We start from the raw sequence: 15,951 nt of genomic DNA on the forward strand, positions 1-15,951 counted from the left end.
TGGCGGAAGTGTGCGCCGCTCTGCCGCCGCGATGCAACTCGAAATCCATAGGGTACTGAATTCTAATTGCTCGAACTTACGGGCCGGATAAGCGTCGCGCCATCCGGCCTGCAAGATTACTCTTCGCCGGTAAAGCCGGCGCGGTTGAGCAGGAACTGCGACAGCAGCGCCACCGGACGGCCGGTCGCGCCTTTGGCTTTACCCGAACGCCATGCGGTACCGGCGATATCGAGGTGCGCCCAGTTGTACTTGCGGGCGAAGCGCGACAGGAAGCAGCCGGCGGTAATGGCTCCGCCCGGACGGCCGCCGATATTGGCCATATCCGCAAAGTTAGACTCCAGCTGATCCTGGAACTCGTCGCCCAGCGGCAGACGCCACGCGCGGTCGCCCGCCAGCTCGGATGCGCCAATCAGCTCATGAGCTAGCGGATTGTGGTTCGACATCAGGCCGGTGATATGGTGGCCGAGGGCAATCACGCAGGCGCCGGTCAGCGTCGCCACGTCAATCACCGCTTCCGGTTCGAAGCGCTCAACGTAGGTCAGGACGTCGCAGAGCACCAGGCGGCCTTCGGCATCGGTATTCAGCACTTCAACCGTCTGGCCGGACATGGTGGTCAGGACGTCGCCCGGGCGATAGGCGCGGCCGCCGGGCATGTTTTCACAGCCCGCCAGCACGCCGATGACGTTCAGCGGCAGCTGCAGCTCGGCCACCATACGCATCACGCCGTATACCGCCGCCGCGCCGCACATGTCGTACTTCATCTCGTCCATGCCTTCGGCAGGCTTGATGGAGATACCGCCGGAGTCGAAGGTCAGGCCTTTACCGACCAGCACGATCGGGCGCGCGTCTTCCGCCGGGTTGCCTTTGTACTCAATCACCGACATCAGCGATTCGTTCTGCGAGCCGTTGCCGACCGCGAGGTAGGAGTTCATTCCCAGCTCGCGCATCTGCTGCTCGCCGATCACGCGGGTGACGACGTTTTTGCTCCAGGTATCCGCCAGCTGGCGCGCCTGCGAGGCGAGATAGGCCGCGTTGCAGATGTTCGGCGGCATGTTGCCGAGATCTTTTGCCGCTTTGATCCCGGAGGCGATCGCCAGACCGTGCTGGATGGCGCGCTCGCCGCTGGTCAGTTCGCGGCGGGTTGGCACGTTGAAGACCATTTTACGCAGCGGACGACGCGGTTCGCTTTTGTTGGTTTTCAGCTGATCGAAGCTGTACAGCGTCTCTTTCGCGGTCTCAACGGCCTGGCGAACTTTCCAGTAGTTGTTACGCCCTTTGACGTGCAGCTCGGTCAGGAAACAGACCGCTTCCATCGACCCGGTATCATTCAGGGTATTAATGGTTTTTTGAATCACCTGCTTGTACTGGCGCTCATCCAGCTCGCGCTCTTTGCCACATCCAATCAGCAGAATGCGCTCTGACAGAATATTTGGCACATGGTGGAGCAGCAGCGTCTGGCCTGGCTTACCTTCCAGTTCGCCGCGACGCAGCAGGGCGCTGATATAGCCGTCACTGATTTTATCGAGTTGTTCGGCAATGGGGGAGAGGCGACGCGGTTCGAAAACGCCGACCACGATACAGGCACTCCGCTGCTTCTCCGGGCTACCGCTTTTTACACTGAACTCCATGCACTACGCTCCTGAATCTTAAAGACAACGACGGTGGCTACGGATAGAATTGAAAGCTTTCGTAACTCATGTCCGCTGTTGTGGTGACTTCGTGTTAATCTTAACGTTATTACGGCCTTGGTTCGTCAGAAAAAAACCTGATACGCAGAACCGATGAGTCATTTAATCTTAGCGATGTTTTCGACGACCAAAGAGAATAAATGACGTTTAAGCCATGAAACAAGCAATTTTCCTGCAATAAGACGGGTTTTTACGGGCGTATTTATAGTGATAATCATAAGATATCTGGTTCGTGAGACGCTGAAAAGCCAGTTGGCGATCCTATTCATCCTGCTGCTCATTTTCTTTTGTCAGAAACTGGTCAGGATCCTCGGCGCTGCGGTAGATGGTGATATCCCGACAAATCTGGTGCTCTCGCTGTTAGGGCTGGGCATTCCGGAAATGGCGCAGCTGATCCTGCCTCTGAGCCTGTTCCTCGGGCTGCTGATGACGCTGGGCAAACTCTACACCGAAAGCGAAATTACGGTGATGCACGCCTGCGGCCTGAGCAAAGCGGTACTGGTGAAGGCGGCGATGATCCTCGCGCTGTTCACCGGCGCGGTCGCGGCGGTGAACGTGATGTGGGCGGGGCCGTGGTCGTCCCGGCATCAGGACGAAGTGCTGTCGGAAGCAAAAGCGAACCCCGGCATGGCCGCGCTGGCCCAGGGCCAGTTCCAGCAGGCCAGCGACGGTAGCGCGGTGCTGTTTATTGAAAGCGTTAACGGCAAGCGTTTCCAGGACGTATTCCTCGCGCAGCTGCGGCCGAAAGGCAACGCCCGTCCGTCGGTGGTGGTCGCCGATTCGGGCGAACTCTCGCAGCAGAAAGACGGCTCGCAGGTGGTGACCATGAATCAGGGTACCCGCTTTGAGGGCACCGCCATGCTGCGCGATTTCCGCATCACCGATTTCAAAAACTATCAGGCGATTGTTGGTCATCAGGCGGTCACCTCAGATCCCGATGATACCGAACAGATGGATATGCGCACGCTGTGGCATACCCAGACCGATCGCGCGCGCGCCGAGCTGCACTGGCGCTTCACGCTGGTGGCGACCGTCTTTATCATGGCGCTGATGGTGGTTCCGCTGAGCGTCGTCAACCCGCGTCAGGGCCGCGTGCTGTCGATGCTGCCGGCAATGCTGCTTTACCTGGTCTTCTTCCTGCTGCAAACCTCGATTAAGTCGAACGGCGGCAAAGGTAAAATGGACCCGATGATCTGGATGTGGGGCATCAACCTGCTCTATTTCGCGCTGGCGGTGCTGTTGAACCTGTGGGATACGGTGCCAATGCGTCGCTTCCGTGCCCGTTTTAACAAAGGAGCGGCGTGATGCAGGCGTTTGGCGTACTTGACCGTTATATCGGTAAGACGATTTTCAACACCATCATGATGACGCTGTTCATGCTGGTTTCGCTATCGGGCATTATCAAGTTTGTCGATCAGCTGAAAAAAGCCGGGCAGGGCAGCTACGACGCGCTGGGCGCCGGGCTCTATACCCTGCTCAGCGTGCCGAAAGACGTGCAGATATTCTTCCCGATGGCGGCGCTGCTCGGGGCGCTGCTTGGCCTCGGCGCGCTGGCACAGCGCAGCGAGCTGGTGGTGATGCAGGCCTCAGGCTTCACCCGTCTGCAGGTGGCGCTGGCGGTAATGAAAACCGCTATCCCGCTGGTTCTGCTGACGATGGCGATGGGTGAATGGGTTGCGCCGCAGGGCGAGCAGATGGCGCGTAACTACCGCGCTCAGCAGATGTACGGCGGCTCGCTGCTTTCCACTCAGCAGGGCCTGTGGGCGAAAGACGGCCACAATTTTGTGTATATAGAACGGGTTAAAGGTAACGACGAGCTGGGCGGCGTGAGCATTTACGCCTTCAACGATGCGCGTCGTCTGCAGTCGGTCCGCTACGCGGCGTCGGCGAAATTCGATAGCGAGAATAAGGTCTGGCGCCTGTCGCAGGTTGATGAGTCCAACCTCACCGATCCGAAACAGATTACCGGCTCGCAGATGGTCAGCGGCACCTGGAATACCAAGCTGACGCCGGACAAGCTGGGCGTGGTAGCGCTGGATCCCGACGCGCTGTCGATTAGCGGCCTGCACAACTACGTCACCTATCTGAAGTCCAGCGGTCAGGACCCTGGCCGCTATCAGCTCAATATGTGGAGCAAGATCTTCCAGCCGCTGTCGGTGGCGGTGATGATGCTGATGGCGCTGTCGTTTATCTTTGGTCCGCTGCGCAGCGTGGCGATGGGCGTGAGGGTGGTGACGGGGATTAGCTTCGGCTTTATCTTCTACGTTCTGGACCAGATTTTCGGCCCGCTGACCCTGGTCTACGGCATTCCGCCGATCATCGGCGCGCTGCTGCCGAGCGCCAGCTTCTTCCTGATAAGCCTGTGGCTGATGATGAGAAAAGGCTAGCGCACTTCCCCCTCTCCGGCGCGGAGAGGGGGGCATTAACCTACCGTTTTCGCCCGCCGAGTAAGCTTCCCAGCATCCCTCTTACTATCTGATTCGTCACCTGACGCACCGCGCTTTTGGCCGCCGTTTGCACAATACCGTCGCGCTTGCCGCCGCGCGGGCCGGTGGTGCCAAACAGAATATCCTTCAGGCCGCCGAGCAGGCCGTCGTCGGCGCTGCTCTGCTGGCCTTTGGCCGGCGGCGCATCCTGCTGCTCGGTGGTAGCCTGTACCCCTTTTTGCAGCATTTCAAACGCCGACTCGCGATCGACCTCCTCCTCGTATTTTCCGTACAGCGCGGAGTGGTTAATCAGCCCGTTACGCTCGTCGTCCGTCACCGGCCCCATCCGCGAGCAGGGGGCGATAACCATCACCCGCTCTACCACCGACGGGCTGCCTTTTTCGTCGAGGAAGGAAACCAGCGCCTCGCCGGTGCCCAGCTCCTGAATAGCCTGTTCGGTACTGAACGCCGGATTGGCGCGCATGGTTTGCGCCGCCGTTTTTACCGCCTTCTGATCCTTCGGCGTGAAGGCGCGCAGGGCGTGCTGCACCCGGTTGCCCAGCTGGCCGAGCACCGCGTCGGGGATATCCGCCGGGTTTTGCGAAACGAAGTAAACCCCCACGGCCTTGGAGCGAATAAGGCGGATAACCTGTTCAATTTTATCGAGTAAAACCTGTGGCGCATCGTTAAACAGCAGGTGCGCCTCGTCGAAGAAAAAGACCAGCTTCGGTTTGTCCAGATCGCCGGCTTCCGGCAGGCGCTCGTAGAGCTCCGAGAGCATCCACAGCAGGCTGGCCGCGTACAGCTTCGGCATCTGATACAGCTTTTCGGCGCTGAGGATATTAATCACCCCTTTGCCGCTGGCATCAACGCGCATCCAGTCCGCGATATCCAGCATCGGCTCGCCGAAGAAGTGCTCCGCCCCCTGCTGCTCAAGCGTCAGCAGGCCGCGCTGGATAGCTCCCACCGAGGCGCTGCTGATGTTGCCGTACTGGTTCTGGAAGCTTTTCGCGTTATCGCCGATGTACTGGGTAATGGCGCGCAGATCTTTAAAGTCGAGCAGCAGCAGGCCGCGGTCGTCGGCGATGCGGAAAATGATATTCAGCACCCCGGACTGGACCTCGTTGAGGTTCAGCAGGCGCGCCAGCAGCAGCGGGCCGAGGTCGGAAACCGTGGCGCGAAGCGGGTGGCCTTTCTCGGCGAAAATATCCCACACTACCACCGGGTTAGCGTGCGGCTGCCAGTCGCTGACGCCGATTTTTTCCAGCCGCGCCTGCAGCTTTTCGCTGCTCTGGCCCGCCTCGGCGATACCGGTGAGGTCACCCTTCACGTCGGCCATAAATACCGGCACGCCGATTTCGGAAAAGGACTCCGCCAGCTTCTGCAGCGTGACGGTTTTACCGGTCCCGGTAGCCCCGGTGATCAGGCCGTGACGGTTGGCCATTCCGGGGAGTAGATGCAGCTGTTTTTCCAGCGTACGCGCAATCAGCAGGGGTGAGCTCATGGTCGATTCCTCCATTTATCCTGCGTCGATTATAGGCAACCTGGCCGCAAAAAGACGCAGGGAATCGCCACTTTAGGGCAGAGTCGGCGTTTATTTTCTTCAGGCGCAGTGCTGCTGGATCAGCGCGATGCTCTGCTCTACCTCACGACGGATATCGTCTTCACGCCAGTTTGCCAGCTCCGGCGCAAACGGCTCGAAGGCGTAAACGCCCTGATAGCCGCGCGCCTCGAGGTTTTTGACCTGCTCGCAGGTTTGCAGCCTGTCGCGCGGCGTCAGCATGATGCGCTCATCGTCGGTGAGCTCCTCACGCGGGCGGGTATCCTCGACGCCGGAGAGATGGACCAGGCCGATAGCGTCGATCTCCAGCTGGCTAAACTCCTCATCCGCCTGCGGGTAGAGATGGTGGTGGAAGGTATCGATCAGCAGCTTAAACGGCACGCGGGCATCGTGAATAAGCGTTTGCGCCTGCGCCGCCGAGCGCAGCGAGCTTTGCGGAAAGCCCAGCGGCTCAACCAGCCCGTGGATGCCGTAAAAAGAGAACAGCGGCGCCAGCTCGCGTAGCGCGCTCAGCGTCTCGTCGGTGGAGACCGCGCTGCCGTCGTTGAGCGGGCAGAGCACCAGCGACTTCGCGCCAACGGCCTGCGCCTCCTTCAGCAGGGATTCGGTCAGGCTGCGCACCTCCGGCGTACGGCAGTTGAAGGGATAAACCGCATTGATGGTCAGAATCTCAATATGGTAGCGCTCGGCCAGTTCGCGCACCTGGCGGGCGCTGAGATCGTCGGTCACCTTTCCGCCGGGGAGATCGTTGCGCAGCTCGACCTTGTTCAGCCCGAGGCTGTTCACCAGACGAAAAAAGGACTCGATATTCAGCGAAGGGGCGATCTTGCGATTAATGCAGAAGCGGTGCAGGGCAATGGTCATTTTACTCTCCGGGAACAGGATGAAGTGGCTTCGTTCGATTACCCTCTAGTCAAAACGTTTATTCCAAAATTGGCAATGAGTGAAATGGTGATTATTTGAGCCGTCTCGCAAAATAGCGTGCGCAAAAGGGACGATGCGCGTCGGGCCGAAGTGCCGCAGCGTCTGTTTCCGTGCGATCGCGCTTTCTTGCAGGAACAGAAGCGTTATTGCTTAAAATTGCGACCATCATCACCAAATTAGAATTTCATTTTATATCTATGTTGAAATATAAATTTCATTTTACTACGGTTATAGCACAGCAAAATCGGAGATGGGCCGCAGCGTTGGCCTTCCACACCATGAGGCGAGAACATGACGATCACAGGAAACTTTATTGGCGGGCAGACCGTTACCAGCAGCAGCAATGAAACGATGCCGGTGTTTGACCCGGCGACGGGCAAAGTGGTGCGCGAAGTCACGCTATCCACCGCCGAGGAGGTCTCTGGCACCATTCAGGTCGCGCGCGACGCGTTTGAAAGCTGGTCGCGTACTACGCCCCTGCGCCGCGCCCGGGTGCTGTTCAACTTTAAAATGCTGCTGGAACAACATGCCGAAGAGCTGGCGGGGATCATCGTTAGCGAGCACGGTAAGGTGTGGTCGGATGCGCTGGGCGAGCTGACACGCGGCCTGGAAGTGGTTGAGTTTGCCTGCGGGATCCCGCACCTGATTAAAGGCGAGTATTCATCCGACGTCGGTACCGGCGTCGACAGCTACTCCCTGATGCAGCCGCTGGGCGTGGTGGCGGGGATTACGCCGTTTAACTTCCCGGCAATGGTGCCGATGTGGATGTTCCCGCTGGCGCTGGCCTGCGGCAACAGCTTCATCCTCAAGCCGCCTGCGCTGGCGCCTACCGCGGCGGTACGTCTTGCGGAGCTGCTCAAAGAGGCGGGCCTGCCGGATGGCGTCTTTAACGTGATCCACTGCAGCAACGAAGATGCTGAGCAGCTCTACACCGACCCGCGCATTGCGGCGGTCAGCTTTGTCGGCTCCTCCGGCGTGGCGGAGTATATCTACAAAACCGCCAGCGCTCACGGGAAGCGCGTGCAGGCCTTCGGCGCGGCGAAAAACCATGCGATCGTGATGCCGGATGCGGACCTCGATGCCACGGTGAACGCGATTATGGGCGGCGCGTTTGGGTCGGCGGGAGAACGCTGCATGGCGCTGCCGGTGGTGGTTGCCGTCGGCGATGAAACCGCAGACAAGCTGATTGCCCGCCTCCAGCCGCTGGTGCAGGCGCTGAAGGTCGGCCCTGGCTGCATGCGCGGCAAAGAAGAGAACGAAATGGGCCCGGTGGTTTCCGACAGCCATCAGAAAAAAGTGCTGGGCTATATTGATAAGGGCGTCAGCGAAGGCGCGACGCTGGTCGTCGACGGCCGTAAGCCGCGGGTGCCGGGTTACGATGAGGGTTACTATGTTGGCGGGACGTTGTTTGATAACGTGACGCCGGAGATGACCATCTGGCGGGAAGAGATTTTTGGGCCGGTGCTGGGGATTGTGCGCGTCGCCGACTATCACAGCGCGCTGGAACTGGTGAACAGCCACGAGTTTGGCAACGGCAGCGCCGTCTTCACCAGCAGCGGTCATACCGCGCGTGAATTTGTCCATGACGTGCAGGCCGGGATGGTCGGGGTCAACGTGCCGGTGCCGGTACCGATGGCGTTCCACAGCTTTGGCGGCTGGAAGCGCTCGGTCTTCGGCGCCCTGAACGTCCACGGGCCGGACGGCGTGCGTTTCTACACGCGTATGAAAACCGCCACCGTCCGCTGGCCGGAAGGGCAGCAAACCGTATCTGAATTCAGCATGCCGACGTTAGGCTAATCGGCGAAGGAGAGCGCCATGTCGTTACTGGCTAAATCGCAAAAAGAGGGGCAGATCCAGCACATTACGCCGCAAAGCGCCGGCTGGCGCTACATCGGCTTTGACGTCTGGATGCTGAAAAAGGGGCAGAGCGTGACGCTGGAAAGCGGCGAACGCGAGCTGTGCCTGGTGCTGGTCGCCGGGCTGGCCTCGGTCAAAACGACGAAGGCCGATTTCCCGGACCTCGGGCAGCGGATGTCGCCGTTTGAGCGCACGCCGCCGTGGTCGGTCTACGTGCCGCCGCAGGATAAAGTCGAGGTTACCGCCGATTCCGATCTCGAGCTGGCGGTCTGCAGCGCGCCGGGTAAGGGGAGCTTCCCCGCGCGGGTGATTCGCCCGCAGGAGGTTGGCGTTGAGCATCGCGGCAAAGGGCGCAACCAGCGCCGGGTGCACAATATTCTGCCGGACAGCGCGCAGGCTGACTGCCTGCTGGTGGTCGAGGTCTACACCGATGAAGGGGCCACCAGCTCGTGGCCTTCGCACAAGCACGATACCGCGCTGCCGGGCCGCGAGACCCAGCTGGAGGAGACCTACTATCACCGCTTCGACCCGCCGCAGGGCTTTGCCTTCCAGCGCGTCTATACCGATGACCGCAGCCTGGACGCCTGCATGGCGCCCTACAACCACGACGTGGTGATGGTGCCGCGCGGCTATCATCCGGTGGCGGCGATTGCCGGCTATGACAGCTACTATCTGAACGTGATGGCCGGGCCGGATCGGCGGTGGCTGTTTAGCTGGGAAGAAGATCACGCGTGGATTAATAGCCCCGACTATCCTCGCCACGACTGATACGCCGTGAACGCGACGCAGGGCCGGTTAGATTTGCTAACCGGCCTTTTTTATTGCCTGAGCGTTCCCGGCGGCCGCGCGGCCCGGTTCGATAACGGGTCGTCTGGGCGGGAGGGGAAAATTTGCACAATGTCGCCTGACTGGACGGGATGACAAGGCGTGTGGCGCCAGCCCGGATAAGACGTTGACGCCGCCATCCGGGAGAAGAGAGTACGTCTGGTCGTGGTCGAGCGGACGGGCGGACGCGCCGCCTCCGGGGAGGCGGTGCCTCAGGCCTGCTGCTGGGCCTGCGGATCTTTACTGCTGTTGAGGGCCAGCGAAACCGCCAGCGTCTGGGCGAGGCAGAGCGAAGCCACCTGCGAGCGGAACCCGTCAACCTGGGCCTCGCGCACCACGAAGCAGACGTCGCTGAAAGCCGCGAGCGGGCTAACCTGGCTGTCGGTGATGGCAATCTGCCGCGCCTTGCGCTGGGCGCCGAGCTCAACCAGCTCAACCACCTCGCGGGCGTAAGGCGAGAAGCTGACCGCCACCACCACGTCTTTCGGACCGACCAGGCTCAGCTGCTCGGTAAACATGCCGCCGAGTCCGTCGATCAGGAAGGCCTTGCGGTCAAGGTGGCGCAGGGCGTAGGTCAGATAGGAGGCGACGCTAAACGAGCGGCGCAGGCCGATAACGTAGATATTCTCCGCTTCCGCCAGCAGGGCTACCGCGCGCTCAAGCTCGTCGCCCGAGGTCTGCATGGCAAGCTGCTGCAGCGCCTGGGTGTTGACCATGGTAAACATATTGAGAATTTCGGTCGGCGTTTCCGGCGGCGAGCTCTCATCGCTGGTGGTCTGACGGAACAGGCGCGCGCGCTCGGTATAGTTGGCGGTCTCTTCCATCAGATGCTGTCTGAACATCTGCTTCATTTCGTTAAAGCCGCTGAAGCCAAAAGCGTTAGCGAAACGAATCAGGGTGGATGGCGGAACGTCGGCCTGCTGGGCAATAGAGGCTACGGTATCGAAAGCCACGCTATTGCTGTTATCCAGAATATAGCGCGCCACCTGTTTTAAGCGTTTGCTTAACGTCTCGTAGCGACGCCTGATCTCATCCTGCAGGATGGTAAGTTGGGTTGGATTATTGGCCATAAATTGCGCTCTGATGAAATGAAAGAAATATAACTTCCAGTGTACCAAATGAAGCGAATTTTTCATTTTTTGCGATGAAATACGCGATTCATTTCACGAAGAAAGCGAAAAAGCCCGCACCGGAGGGGGAAGGTGCGGGCTGAGCAGGATTAGCCGCGGGCTTCGCGCCAGTAGCCGATAAGCGCCAGGTAGTTGCGTTTCACCTCATCGATCAGCGCCTCATCGCTAAGCTCGCCCTGCATCCAGCGGCGCGAAGGCTGACCAAAGATGGTGCGGCCGACGGCAAAGCCCTTGATGATCGGGTGGTTCGCGGCCTCGGCGAATCCGGCGCGCAGGCGATCGGGCGGCGCGTCGAGGCCAAGGATCAGGATCCCGCGGCACAGGCTATCTTCACGTTCGATCAGCGCGGCGATCTTCTCCCAGCTCGCGCTGGCGAGCGGCGGCAGCTTCCACCAGTCGGGCTGGATACCGAGCCGGTAAAAATGTTCCAGCATGGCGTAATAGTGGCGCTCGTCCTTATCCGGGCCGCTCTCCGGTAGGATCACTTCCAGCAGCAGCTCGTGCCCGGACTTATTGCAGGCCTGCCAGACCTCCAGCAGCAGCGCATCCTGCTCGGCGCGCAGCGCCGCCGGGTCGGCCGGATGATAGAAGACCAGGCACTTAACCACCTGTTCCAGCGGCCAGTCGATCAGCTGAGTGCCGATATTGCCGTGCTCAAGACGCAGCGGGCGAGAGCCCGGCAGCTCGATTGGCCGCCCGATCCACCAGCCTTTGCCGGTAATGGCGTTCAGCGCGCGCTGGCCGTAGGTACCATCGGCGAGGATACCGCTGCGCCGATCGAGCCCGGCCTCCTGCGCAGCCGCCTCGGCGGCGGCCAGCAGCAGCAGTTTGAGCTGCGGGATGCAGGCCGTATCGCGACCGGTTTCCTGCACCAGATCCGCCAGCTGCTTGCGGTGGTCAAAGGCGAAGATGCACAGCTCAGGCCACTGCTGGCGGCGGCTGGTCACCCGATGGAGATGGTTCAGACGGGCGTCGAGATCCGGGCGCGGGACCGATTCCGCGCGCAGCAGATAGTCATCCAGCTCCACTTTCGTCGGCATCGCCGGCGCGCAGCCGTGGCGAGAGACCACCAGCGCCCCGCAGGCGTTAGCGTAGCGGCAGGCCTGCTCCCAGCCCTCGTCGTTCAGCCAGCCGCGCAGCAGGCCGGACATAAAGGCATCGCCGGCGCCCAGCACGTTGAGCACCTCCACCCGCACGCCCTGCTGCAGTGGCACGCTGTCCCAGCTGTCGGGGATCTCGCCTTCCAGCACCACGCAGCCCATCGGACCGCGCTTGCACACCAGGGTGGCTTTGGTGGCGTGGCGGACGTTTTTCAGCGCCGTCAGCGTATCGGTGCTGCCGCCGGCAATATGAAACTCTTCTTCTGTACCGACCACCAAATCGAACAGATGTAGCACTTCCTGCAGCTGACGGGTGACGGAACCGGAAGCAATGAAACGCGTTTCACCGTCGCCGGGCGAGGTTAATCCCCAAAGAACCGGGCGATAGTCGATATCCAGCGCCGTCCGCAGGCCGTGGCGGCGGGCGTACTCCAGCGCTTTCAGCACCGCTGCGCGGGTGTTGGCATGCGATAGGTGCGTGCCGGTGATCGCCAGCGCCCGGGAGGAGGCGATGTACTCTTCCTTAATATCTTCCGGCGTCAGCGCCATATCGGCGCAGTTGTCGCGGTAAAAAATAAGCGGGAAGGTTTCCTGATCTTTAATCCCCAGCATCACCAGCGCGGTAAGGCGCTGGTGGTCGGTTATCAGGTATTCGGTATCAACCCCGGCACGGCTTAGCGTTTCACGTAAAAAGCGGCCATTGTGCTCATCACCCACGCGGGCAAGCATCGCCGATTTTAGTCCCTGAATGGCGGTGCCAAAGGCCACGTTGCCCGAGGAGCCGCCCAGATATTTAGAGAAACTGGCGACATCTTCCAGCCTTGCGCCAATCTGCTGGGCATAGAGGTCGACAGCCACCCGGCCAATACAGATGACGTCGAGCCGCTTTACTGCTGCATTCATAGCTACGGTTTCCTTTTGCATGTCTGCTGTACGGAAGGGTCGATATCGACGAGGTCTCCACAAACAGCCTGAGAGTGAACGATTCCCCTTAGTTTGAGAAATAAATATTTCATTTGCAAATTGGATCGAAATTAAAAAACCAAAAGTGTGAGGGATCTACCACTCTGCGGCGCCGGGCACCATTATACAAAGGTTTGCCGGTGCCGGCTGCTCTTGCGTGAAAAAGGGTGAGTGATAAACATCTTTATACCTGATTTTTAAAAGGATATTGGTATGTGGCGTGACGCAGAATGGGAGGCGGGTTGCGCGCCGATGTCGATGAAACGAGTGAAATGCGCCGAGAGTTTGATCCTTCTCGCAAAATGAAATATTTTTTCTGTATTTATGTTTAATGAAAAAAATGTTTGCCTATAATCCAACAGTATTCCAGTGGCCGTTAACGATTTGTCTGGACCTCTTCCGGTATCGCCGCAGGGGCAAAAGCGCTAACCCACACACAAATACTGAACAATAAGGATTGTGCAACATGGGCAAACTGAGACTGACAATGGCGCAGGCGCTGGTGAAGTTCCTTGATAACCAGTATCTGGAAGTCGATGGCGAAGAGCATAAATTCGTCAAAGGTATTTTTGCCATCTTCGGCCACGGCAACGTGCTGGGGCTGGGCCAGGCGCTGGAGCAGGACAGCGGCGAAATGCGGGTATTCCAGGGGCGTAACGAGCAGGGGATGGCGCACGCGGCGACCGGCTTTGCCAGACAGTCTCTGCGCCGGCAGATCATCGCCTGCACCTCCTCCGTGGGGCCGGGCGCCGCAAACATGATTACCGCCGCGGCCACCGCGACCGCCAACCGCATTCCTCTTCTTCTGCTGCCCGGCGACGTGTTTGCGACCCGTCAGCCTGACCCCGTCCTGCAGCAGGTTGAACAGAGCTATGACCTGAGCATCAGCACCAACGACGCGTTTCGCGCGGTGAGCAAATACTGGGACCGCATTACGCGCCCGGAGCAGCTGATGAGCGCCTGCATTAACGCGATGCGCGTCCTGACCGACCCGGCTGAGACCGGCGCCGTGACCCTCTGTCTGCCGCAGGACGTTCAGGGCGAAGCCTGGGATTATCCGCTCTCTTTCTTTGCCCGACGCGTGCATCGGCTCGACCGTCGCCCGGCCAGCGCCGCGCAGCTGGCGGATGCGCTGGCGGCGATTAAGGCCAGCCGCAAGCCGCTGATTATCTGCGGCGGCGGGGTGAAGTACGCCGGTGCCGGCGAGGCGCTGTCCCGCTTTGCCGAACGCTACGGCATCCCCTTTGCGGAGACGCAGGCCGGGAAAGGCTCGGTGGTCTCCTCCCATCCGCTGAACGTTGGCGGGGTGGGCGAAACCGGCTGCCTGGCGGCCAACCTGCTGGCGAAAGAGGCCGATTTAGTGATCGGTATCGGCACCCGCTTCAGCGATTTCACCACCGCGTCAAAATGGCTTTTCCAGCATCCCGGCGTGCGCTTCCTTAACGTCAACGTCAGCAATTTTGACGCCTGGAAGCTCGACGGGATCCCGCTGCTGGCCGATGCCCGCGAAGCGCTCACCGCGCTGGACGACGCCCTGGCGGGCGAGTCCTGGCAGGCAGAGTGGGGAGCGCAGATCGACAGCGTCCAGAGCCGCCAGCTGAAAGAGACCCAGCGCGTCTATCAGGCGGTATGGCAGGACGAGTCCTTCGTCCCGGAAATTGACGATCGCCTGGATCGCGATGCGGTGTACCGCGAATTCCGCCAGATCACGGATTCAACCTTAACGCAGTGCAGCGTGCTCGGCGTGCTGAATGAAACGCTGGCCTCCGATGCGGTGATCGTGGCGGCGGCGGGCAGCCTGCCCGGCGATCTGCAGCGCGTCTGGCGCAACCGGGGGACCAACACCTATCACGTTGAGTACGGCTACTCCTGCATGGGCTATGAGGTGAATGCCGCGCTGGGCGTGAAGCTGGCGCAGCCGCAAAGCGAGGTCTATTCGCTGGTGGGCGACGGCTCATTCATGATGCTGCACTCCGAGCTGGTCACCTCTTTACAGGAGCGCGCGAAGATCAACATCGTGCTGCTCGATAACATGGCCAACGGCTGTATTAACAACCTGCAGATCGAGCACGGTATGGACAGCTTCGGCACCGAGTTCCGCTACCGCTCGGCGGAGAGCGGGCGGCTGCAGGGCGGCCTGGTGCCGGTCGATTTCGCGACCATCGCCGCGGGCTACGGCTGCAAAACCTGGCGCGTCACCACCCTTGATGAACTGCGCCATGCGCTGGACGCCGCGCGTCGTGAAACGGTCAGCACGCTGATTGATATTAAAGTGCTGCCGAAAACCATGGTGCATAAGTACGGCAGCTGGTGGAACGTCGGCGTGGCCCAGACGGCGCTGTCCGAGCGGATCCGCAAAGTCGCAGAACAGATTAATGAAAAACGCGCCGAGGCGCGGGATTACTAAAACAGAACACCCACCCTGAACCCTACAGAACCGCGGGAGAACACTATTATGTCACTCAGATTAGGCGTTATTGGCGCAGGCGCCATTGGTAAAGAGCATATCCGTCGCTGCACTCAGGTATTACAGGGGGCCACGGTGGTGGCCGTTTCGGACATCAATGCCGACAACGCGCGGGCGGCGGTTGCGCTCCCCGGCGTTCACGCCGAAGTCTACGCCGACGGTCACGACGTGATTAACGCCAGCGACGTTGACGCTATTCTGGTGACCTCATGGGACCCGACCCACGAAGAGTACACCCTCGCGGCGATTGCCGCCGGCAAGCCGGTATTCTGCGAAAAGCCGCTGGCGATGAGCGCCGAAGGCTGCCGCCGCATTGTCGATGCCGAAATAAAAGCCGGCCGCAGGCTGGTGCAGGTCGGCTTTATGCGTCCGTACGATGAAGGCTACCTGGCGCTGAAAAAAGTGATTGATGACGGCGATATCGGCGCGCCGCTGATGCTGAAGTGCGCGCACCGCAACCAGAGCGTCGGCGAGAACTACACCACCGATATGGCGATCACCAACACCCTGATCCACGAGCTGGACGTGCTGCGCTGGCTGCTGAACGACGACTATCGCTCGGTGCAGGTTCGCTTCCCGCGCGCTACTTCCCACACCCACGCCCGGCTGAGAGATCCGCAGATCGTCTCGTTTGAAACCAAAAAAGGCGCCCTGATCGACGTCGAAGTTTTCGTCAACTGCCAGTACGGCTACGACATTCAGTGCGAAGTGGTGGGTGAAACCGGGATTGCGCGCCTGCCGGAACCCTCGGCGGTGCAGATGCGCAAGGCGGCGAACCTCTCAACCCCGATCCTCACCGACTGGAAAGACCGCTTTATCAAAGCCTACGACGTCGAGCTGCAGGCCTTTATCAACGACGTGCGGGCCGGCAGGCTGCAGGGCCCGTCGGCGTGGGATGGCTATGCCGCCTCCGTCGCCGCCGACGCCTGCCTGCAGGCGCAGGAAAGCACCGGGCCGGTCGCGGTCGCGCTGCCGGAGTGCCCGGCTTTCTATCAGCGCTAAGCGCAGCT

Annotated in this window: 11 protein-coding genes; 6 read left to right on the top strand and 5 right to left on the bottom strand. The window is 60.4% G+C overall.

The genetic code is table 11. The annotated features are described in order from the left end of the window. Positions 1-116: 116 nt before the first annotated feature. Positions 117-1,628 carry a leucyl aminopeptidase gene (gene pepA / locus M2416_RS14615; protein WP_041143793.1) on the bottom strand — a complete coding sequence of 504 codons (1,512 nt, stop codon included), beginning with the start codon at positions 1,626-1,628 and terminating at the stop codon, positions 117-119. A gap of 267 nt (positions 1,629-1,895) precedes the next feature. Here pepA and lptF point away from each other — a divergent pair, with 267 nt between their 5' ends. After that, a complete protein-coding gene (gene lptF / locus M2416_RS14620) occupies positions 1,896-2,993 on the top strand; it encodes an LPS export ABC transporter permease LptF (protein WP_076946991.1) in 1,098 nt (365 codons plus the stop codon). Further along, on the top strand, positions 2,993-4,075 hold the full coding sequence (gene lptG, locus M2416_RS14625) for an LPS export ABC transporter permease LptG (protein ID WP_041143795.1): 1,083 nt from the start codon (positions 2,993-2,995) through the stop codon (positions 4,073-4,075). The genes lptF and lptG overlap by 1 nt, the downstream gene beginning before the upstream one ends. A gap of 40 nt (positions 4,076-4,115) precedes the next feature. Here the strand turns inward: lptG and M2416_RS14630 are convergent, their stop codons facing one another. Both M2416_RS14630 and M2416_RS14635 read right to left on the bottom strand, forming a co-directional pair. After that, positions 4,116-5,618 (bottom strand): helicase HerA-like C-terminal domain-containing protein, encoded by a 1,503-nt coding sequence (locus M2416_RS14630; protein WP_259225344.1) that lies wholly within the window; start codon positions 5,616-5,618, stop codon positions 4,116-4,118. A gap of 99 nt (positions 5,619-5,717) precedes the next feature. Continuing rightward, entirely contained in the window at positions 5,718-6,539 is an 822-nt protein-coding gene (locus M2416_RS14635; RefSeq protein ID WP_076946982.1) for a TIM barrel protein, read from the bottom strand. A gap of 351 nt (positions 6,540-6,890) precedes the next feature. Between M2416_RS14635 and M2416_RS14640 the strand changes: the two genes are divergently transcribed. Together M2416_RS14640 and iolB are read left to right on the top strand one after the other, a co-directional pair. After that, on the top strand, positions 6,891-8,396 hold the full coding sequence (locus M2416_RS14640) for a CoA-acylating methylmalonate-semialdehyde dehydrogenase (protein WP_259225348.1): 1,506 nt from the start codon (positions 6,891-6,893) through the stop codon (positions 8,394-8,396). Between the two features lie 18 nt (positions 8,397-8,414). Further along, on the top strand, positions 8,415-9,224 hold the full coding sequence (gene iolB, locus M2416_RS14645; RefSeq protein ID WP_159237536.1) for a 5-deoxy-glucuronate isomerase: 810 nt from the start codon (positions 8,415-8,417) through the stop codon (positions 9,222-9,224). A gap of 269 nt (positions 9,225-9,493) precedes the next feature. On the opposite strand, the gene M2416_RS14650 is transcribed toward iolB, so the two are convergent. Both M2416_RS14650 and M2416_RS14655 read right to left on the bottom strand, forming a co-directional pair. After that, on the bottom strand, positions 9,494-10,351 hold the full coding sequence (locus M2416_RS14650) for a MurR/RpiR family transcriptional regulator (protein WP_259225363.1): 858 nt from the start codon (positions 10,349-10,351) through the stop codon (positions 9,494-9,496). 149 nt (positions 10,352-10,500) lie between these two features. Then, positions 10,501-12,414, bottom strand: coding sequence for a bifunctional 5-dehydro-2-deoxygluconokinase/5-dehydro-2-deoxyphosphogluconate aldolase (locus M2416_RS14655; protein WP_259225365.1), 1,914 nt, complete (start codon positions 12,412-12,414; stop codon positions 10,501-10,503). Positions 12,415-12,940: 526 nt separating this feature from the next. Between M2416_RS14655 and iolD the strand changes: the two genes are divergently transcribed. Together iolD and iolG are read left to right on the top strand one after the other, a co-directional pair. After that, positions 12,941-14,881, top strand: coding sequence for a 3D-(3,5/4)-trihydroxycyclohexane-1,2-dione acylhydrolase (decyclizing) (gene iolD / locus M2416_RS14660; RefSeq protein WP_041143802.1), 1,941 nt, complete (start codon positions 12,941-12,943; stop codon positions 14,879-14,881). 48 nt (positions 14,882-14,929) lie between these two features. Next, a complete protein-coding gene (iolG, locus tag M2416_RS14665; RefSeq protein ID WP_076946977.1) occupies positions 14,930-15,943 on the top strand; it encodes a bifunctional inositol 2-dehydrogenase/D-chiro-inositol 1-dehydrogenase in 1,014 nt (337 codons plus the stop codon). Positions 15,944-15,951: the final 8 nt, after the last annotated feature.

Origin of the sequence: Klebsiella sp. BIGb0132, assembly GCF_024810075.1 — a bacterium.
Classification (GTDB): domain Bacteria; phylum Pseudomonadota; class Gammaproteobacteria; order Enterobacterales; family Enterobacteriaceae; genus Klebsiella; species Klebsiella terrigena.

Bases quoted from the DNA above. Each gene is read 5' to 3' on its own strand.
- M2416_RS14635 (WP_076946982.1), bottom strand. From the start codon at position 6,539: ATGACCATTGCCCTGCACCGCTTCTGCATTAATCGCAAGATCGCCCCT.
- pepA (WP_041143793.1), bottom strand. From the start codon at position 1,628: ATGGAGTTCAGTGTAAAAAGCGGTAGCCCGGAGAAGCAGCGGAGTGCC.
- iolB (WP_159237536.1), top strand. From the start codon at position 8,415: ATGTCGTTACTGGCTAAATCGCAAAAAGAGGGGCAGATCCAGCACATT.
- M2416_RS14630 (WP_259225344.1), bottom strand. From the start codon at position 5,618: ATGAGCTCACCCCTGCTGATTGCGCGTACGCTGGAAAAACAGCTGCAT.
- M2416_RS14640 (WP_259225348.1), top strand. From the start codon at position 6,891: ATGACGATCACAGGAAACTTTATTGGCGGGCAGACCGTTACCAGCAGC.
- iolD (WP_041143802.1), top strand. From the start codon at position 12,941: ATGGGCAAACTGAGACTGACAATGGCGCAGGCGCTGGTGAAGTTCCTT.
- M2416_RS14655 (WP_259225365.1), bottom strand. From the start codon at position 12,414: ATGAATGCAGCAGTAAAGCGGCTCGACGTCATCTGTATTGGCCGGGTG.
- iolG (WP_076946977.1), top strand. From the start codon at position 14,930: ATGTCACTCAGATTAGGCGTTATTGGCGCAGGCGCCATTGGTAAAGAG.
- M2416_RS14650 (WP_259225363.1), bottom strand. From the start codon at position 10,351: ATGGCCAATAATCCAACCCAACTTACCATCCTGCAGGATGAGATCAGG.
- lptG (WP_041143795.1), top strand. From the start codon at position 2,993: ATGCAGGCGTTTGGCGTACTTGACCGTTATATCGGTAAGACGATTTTC.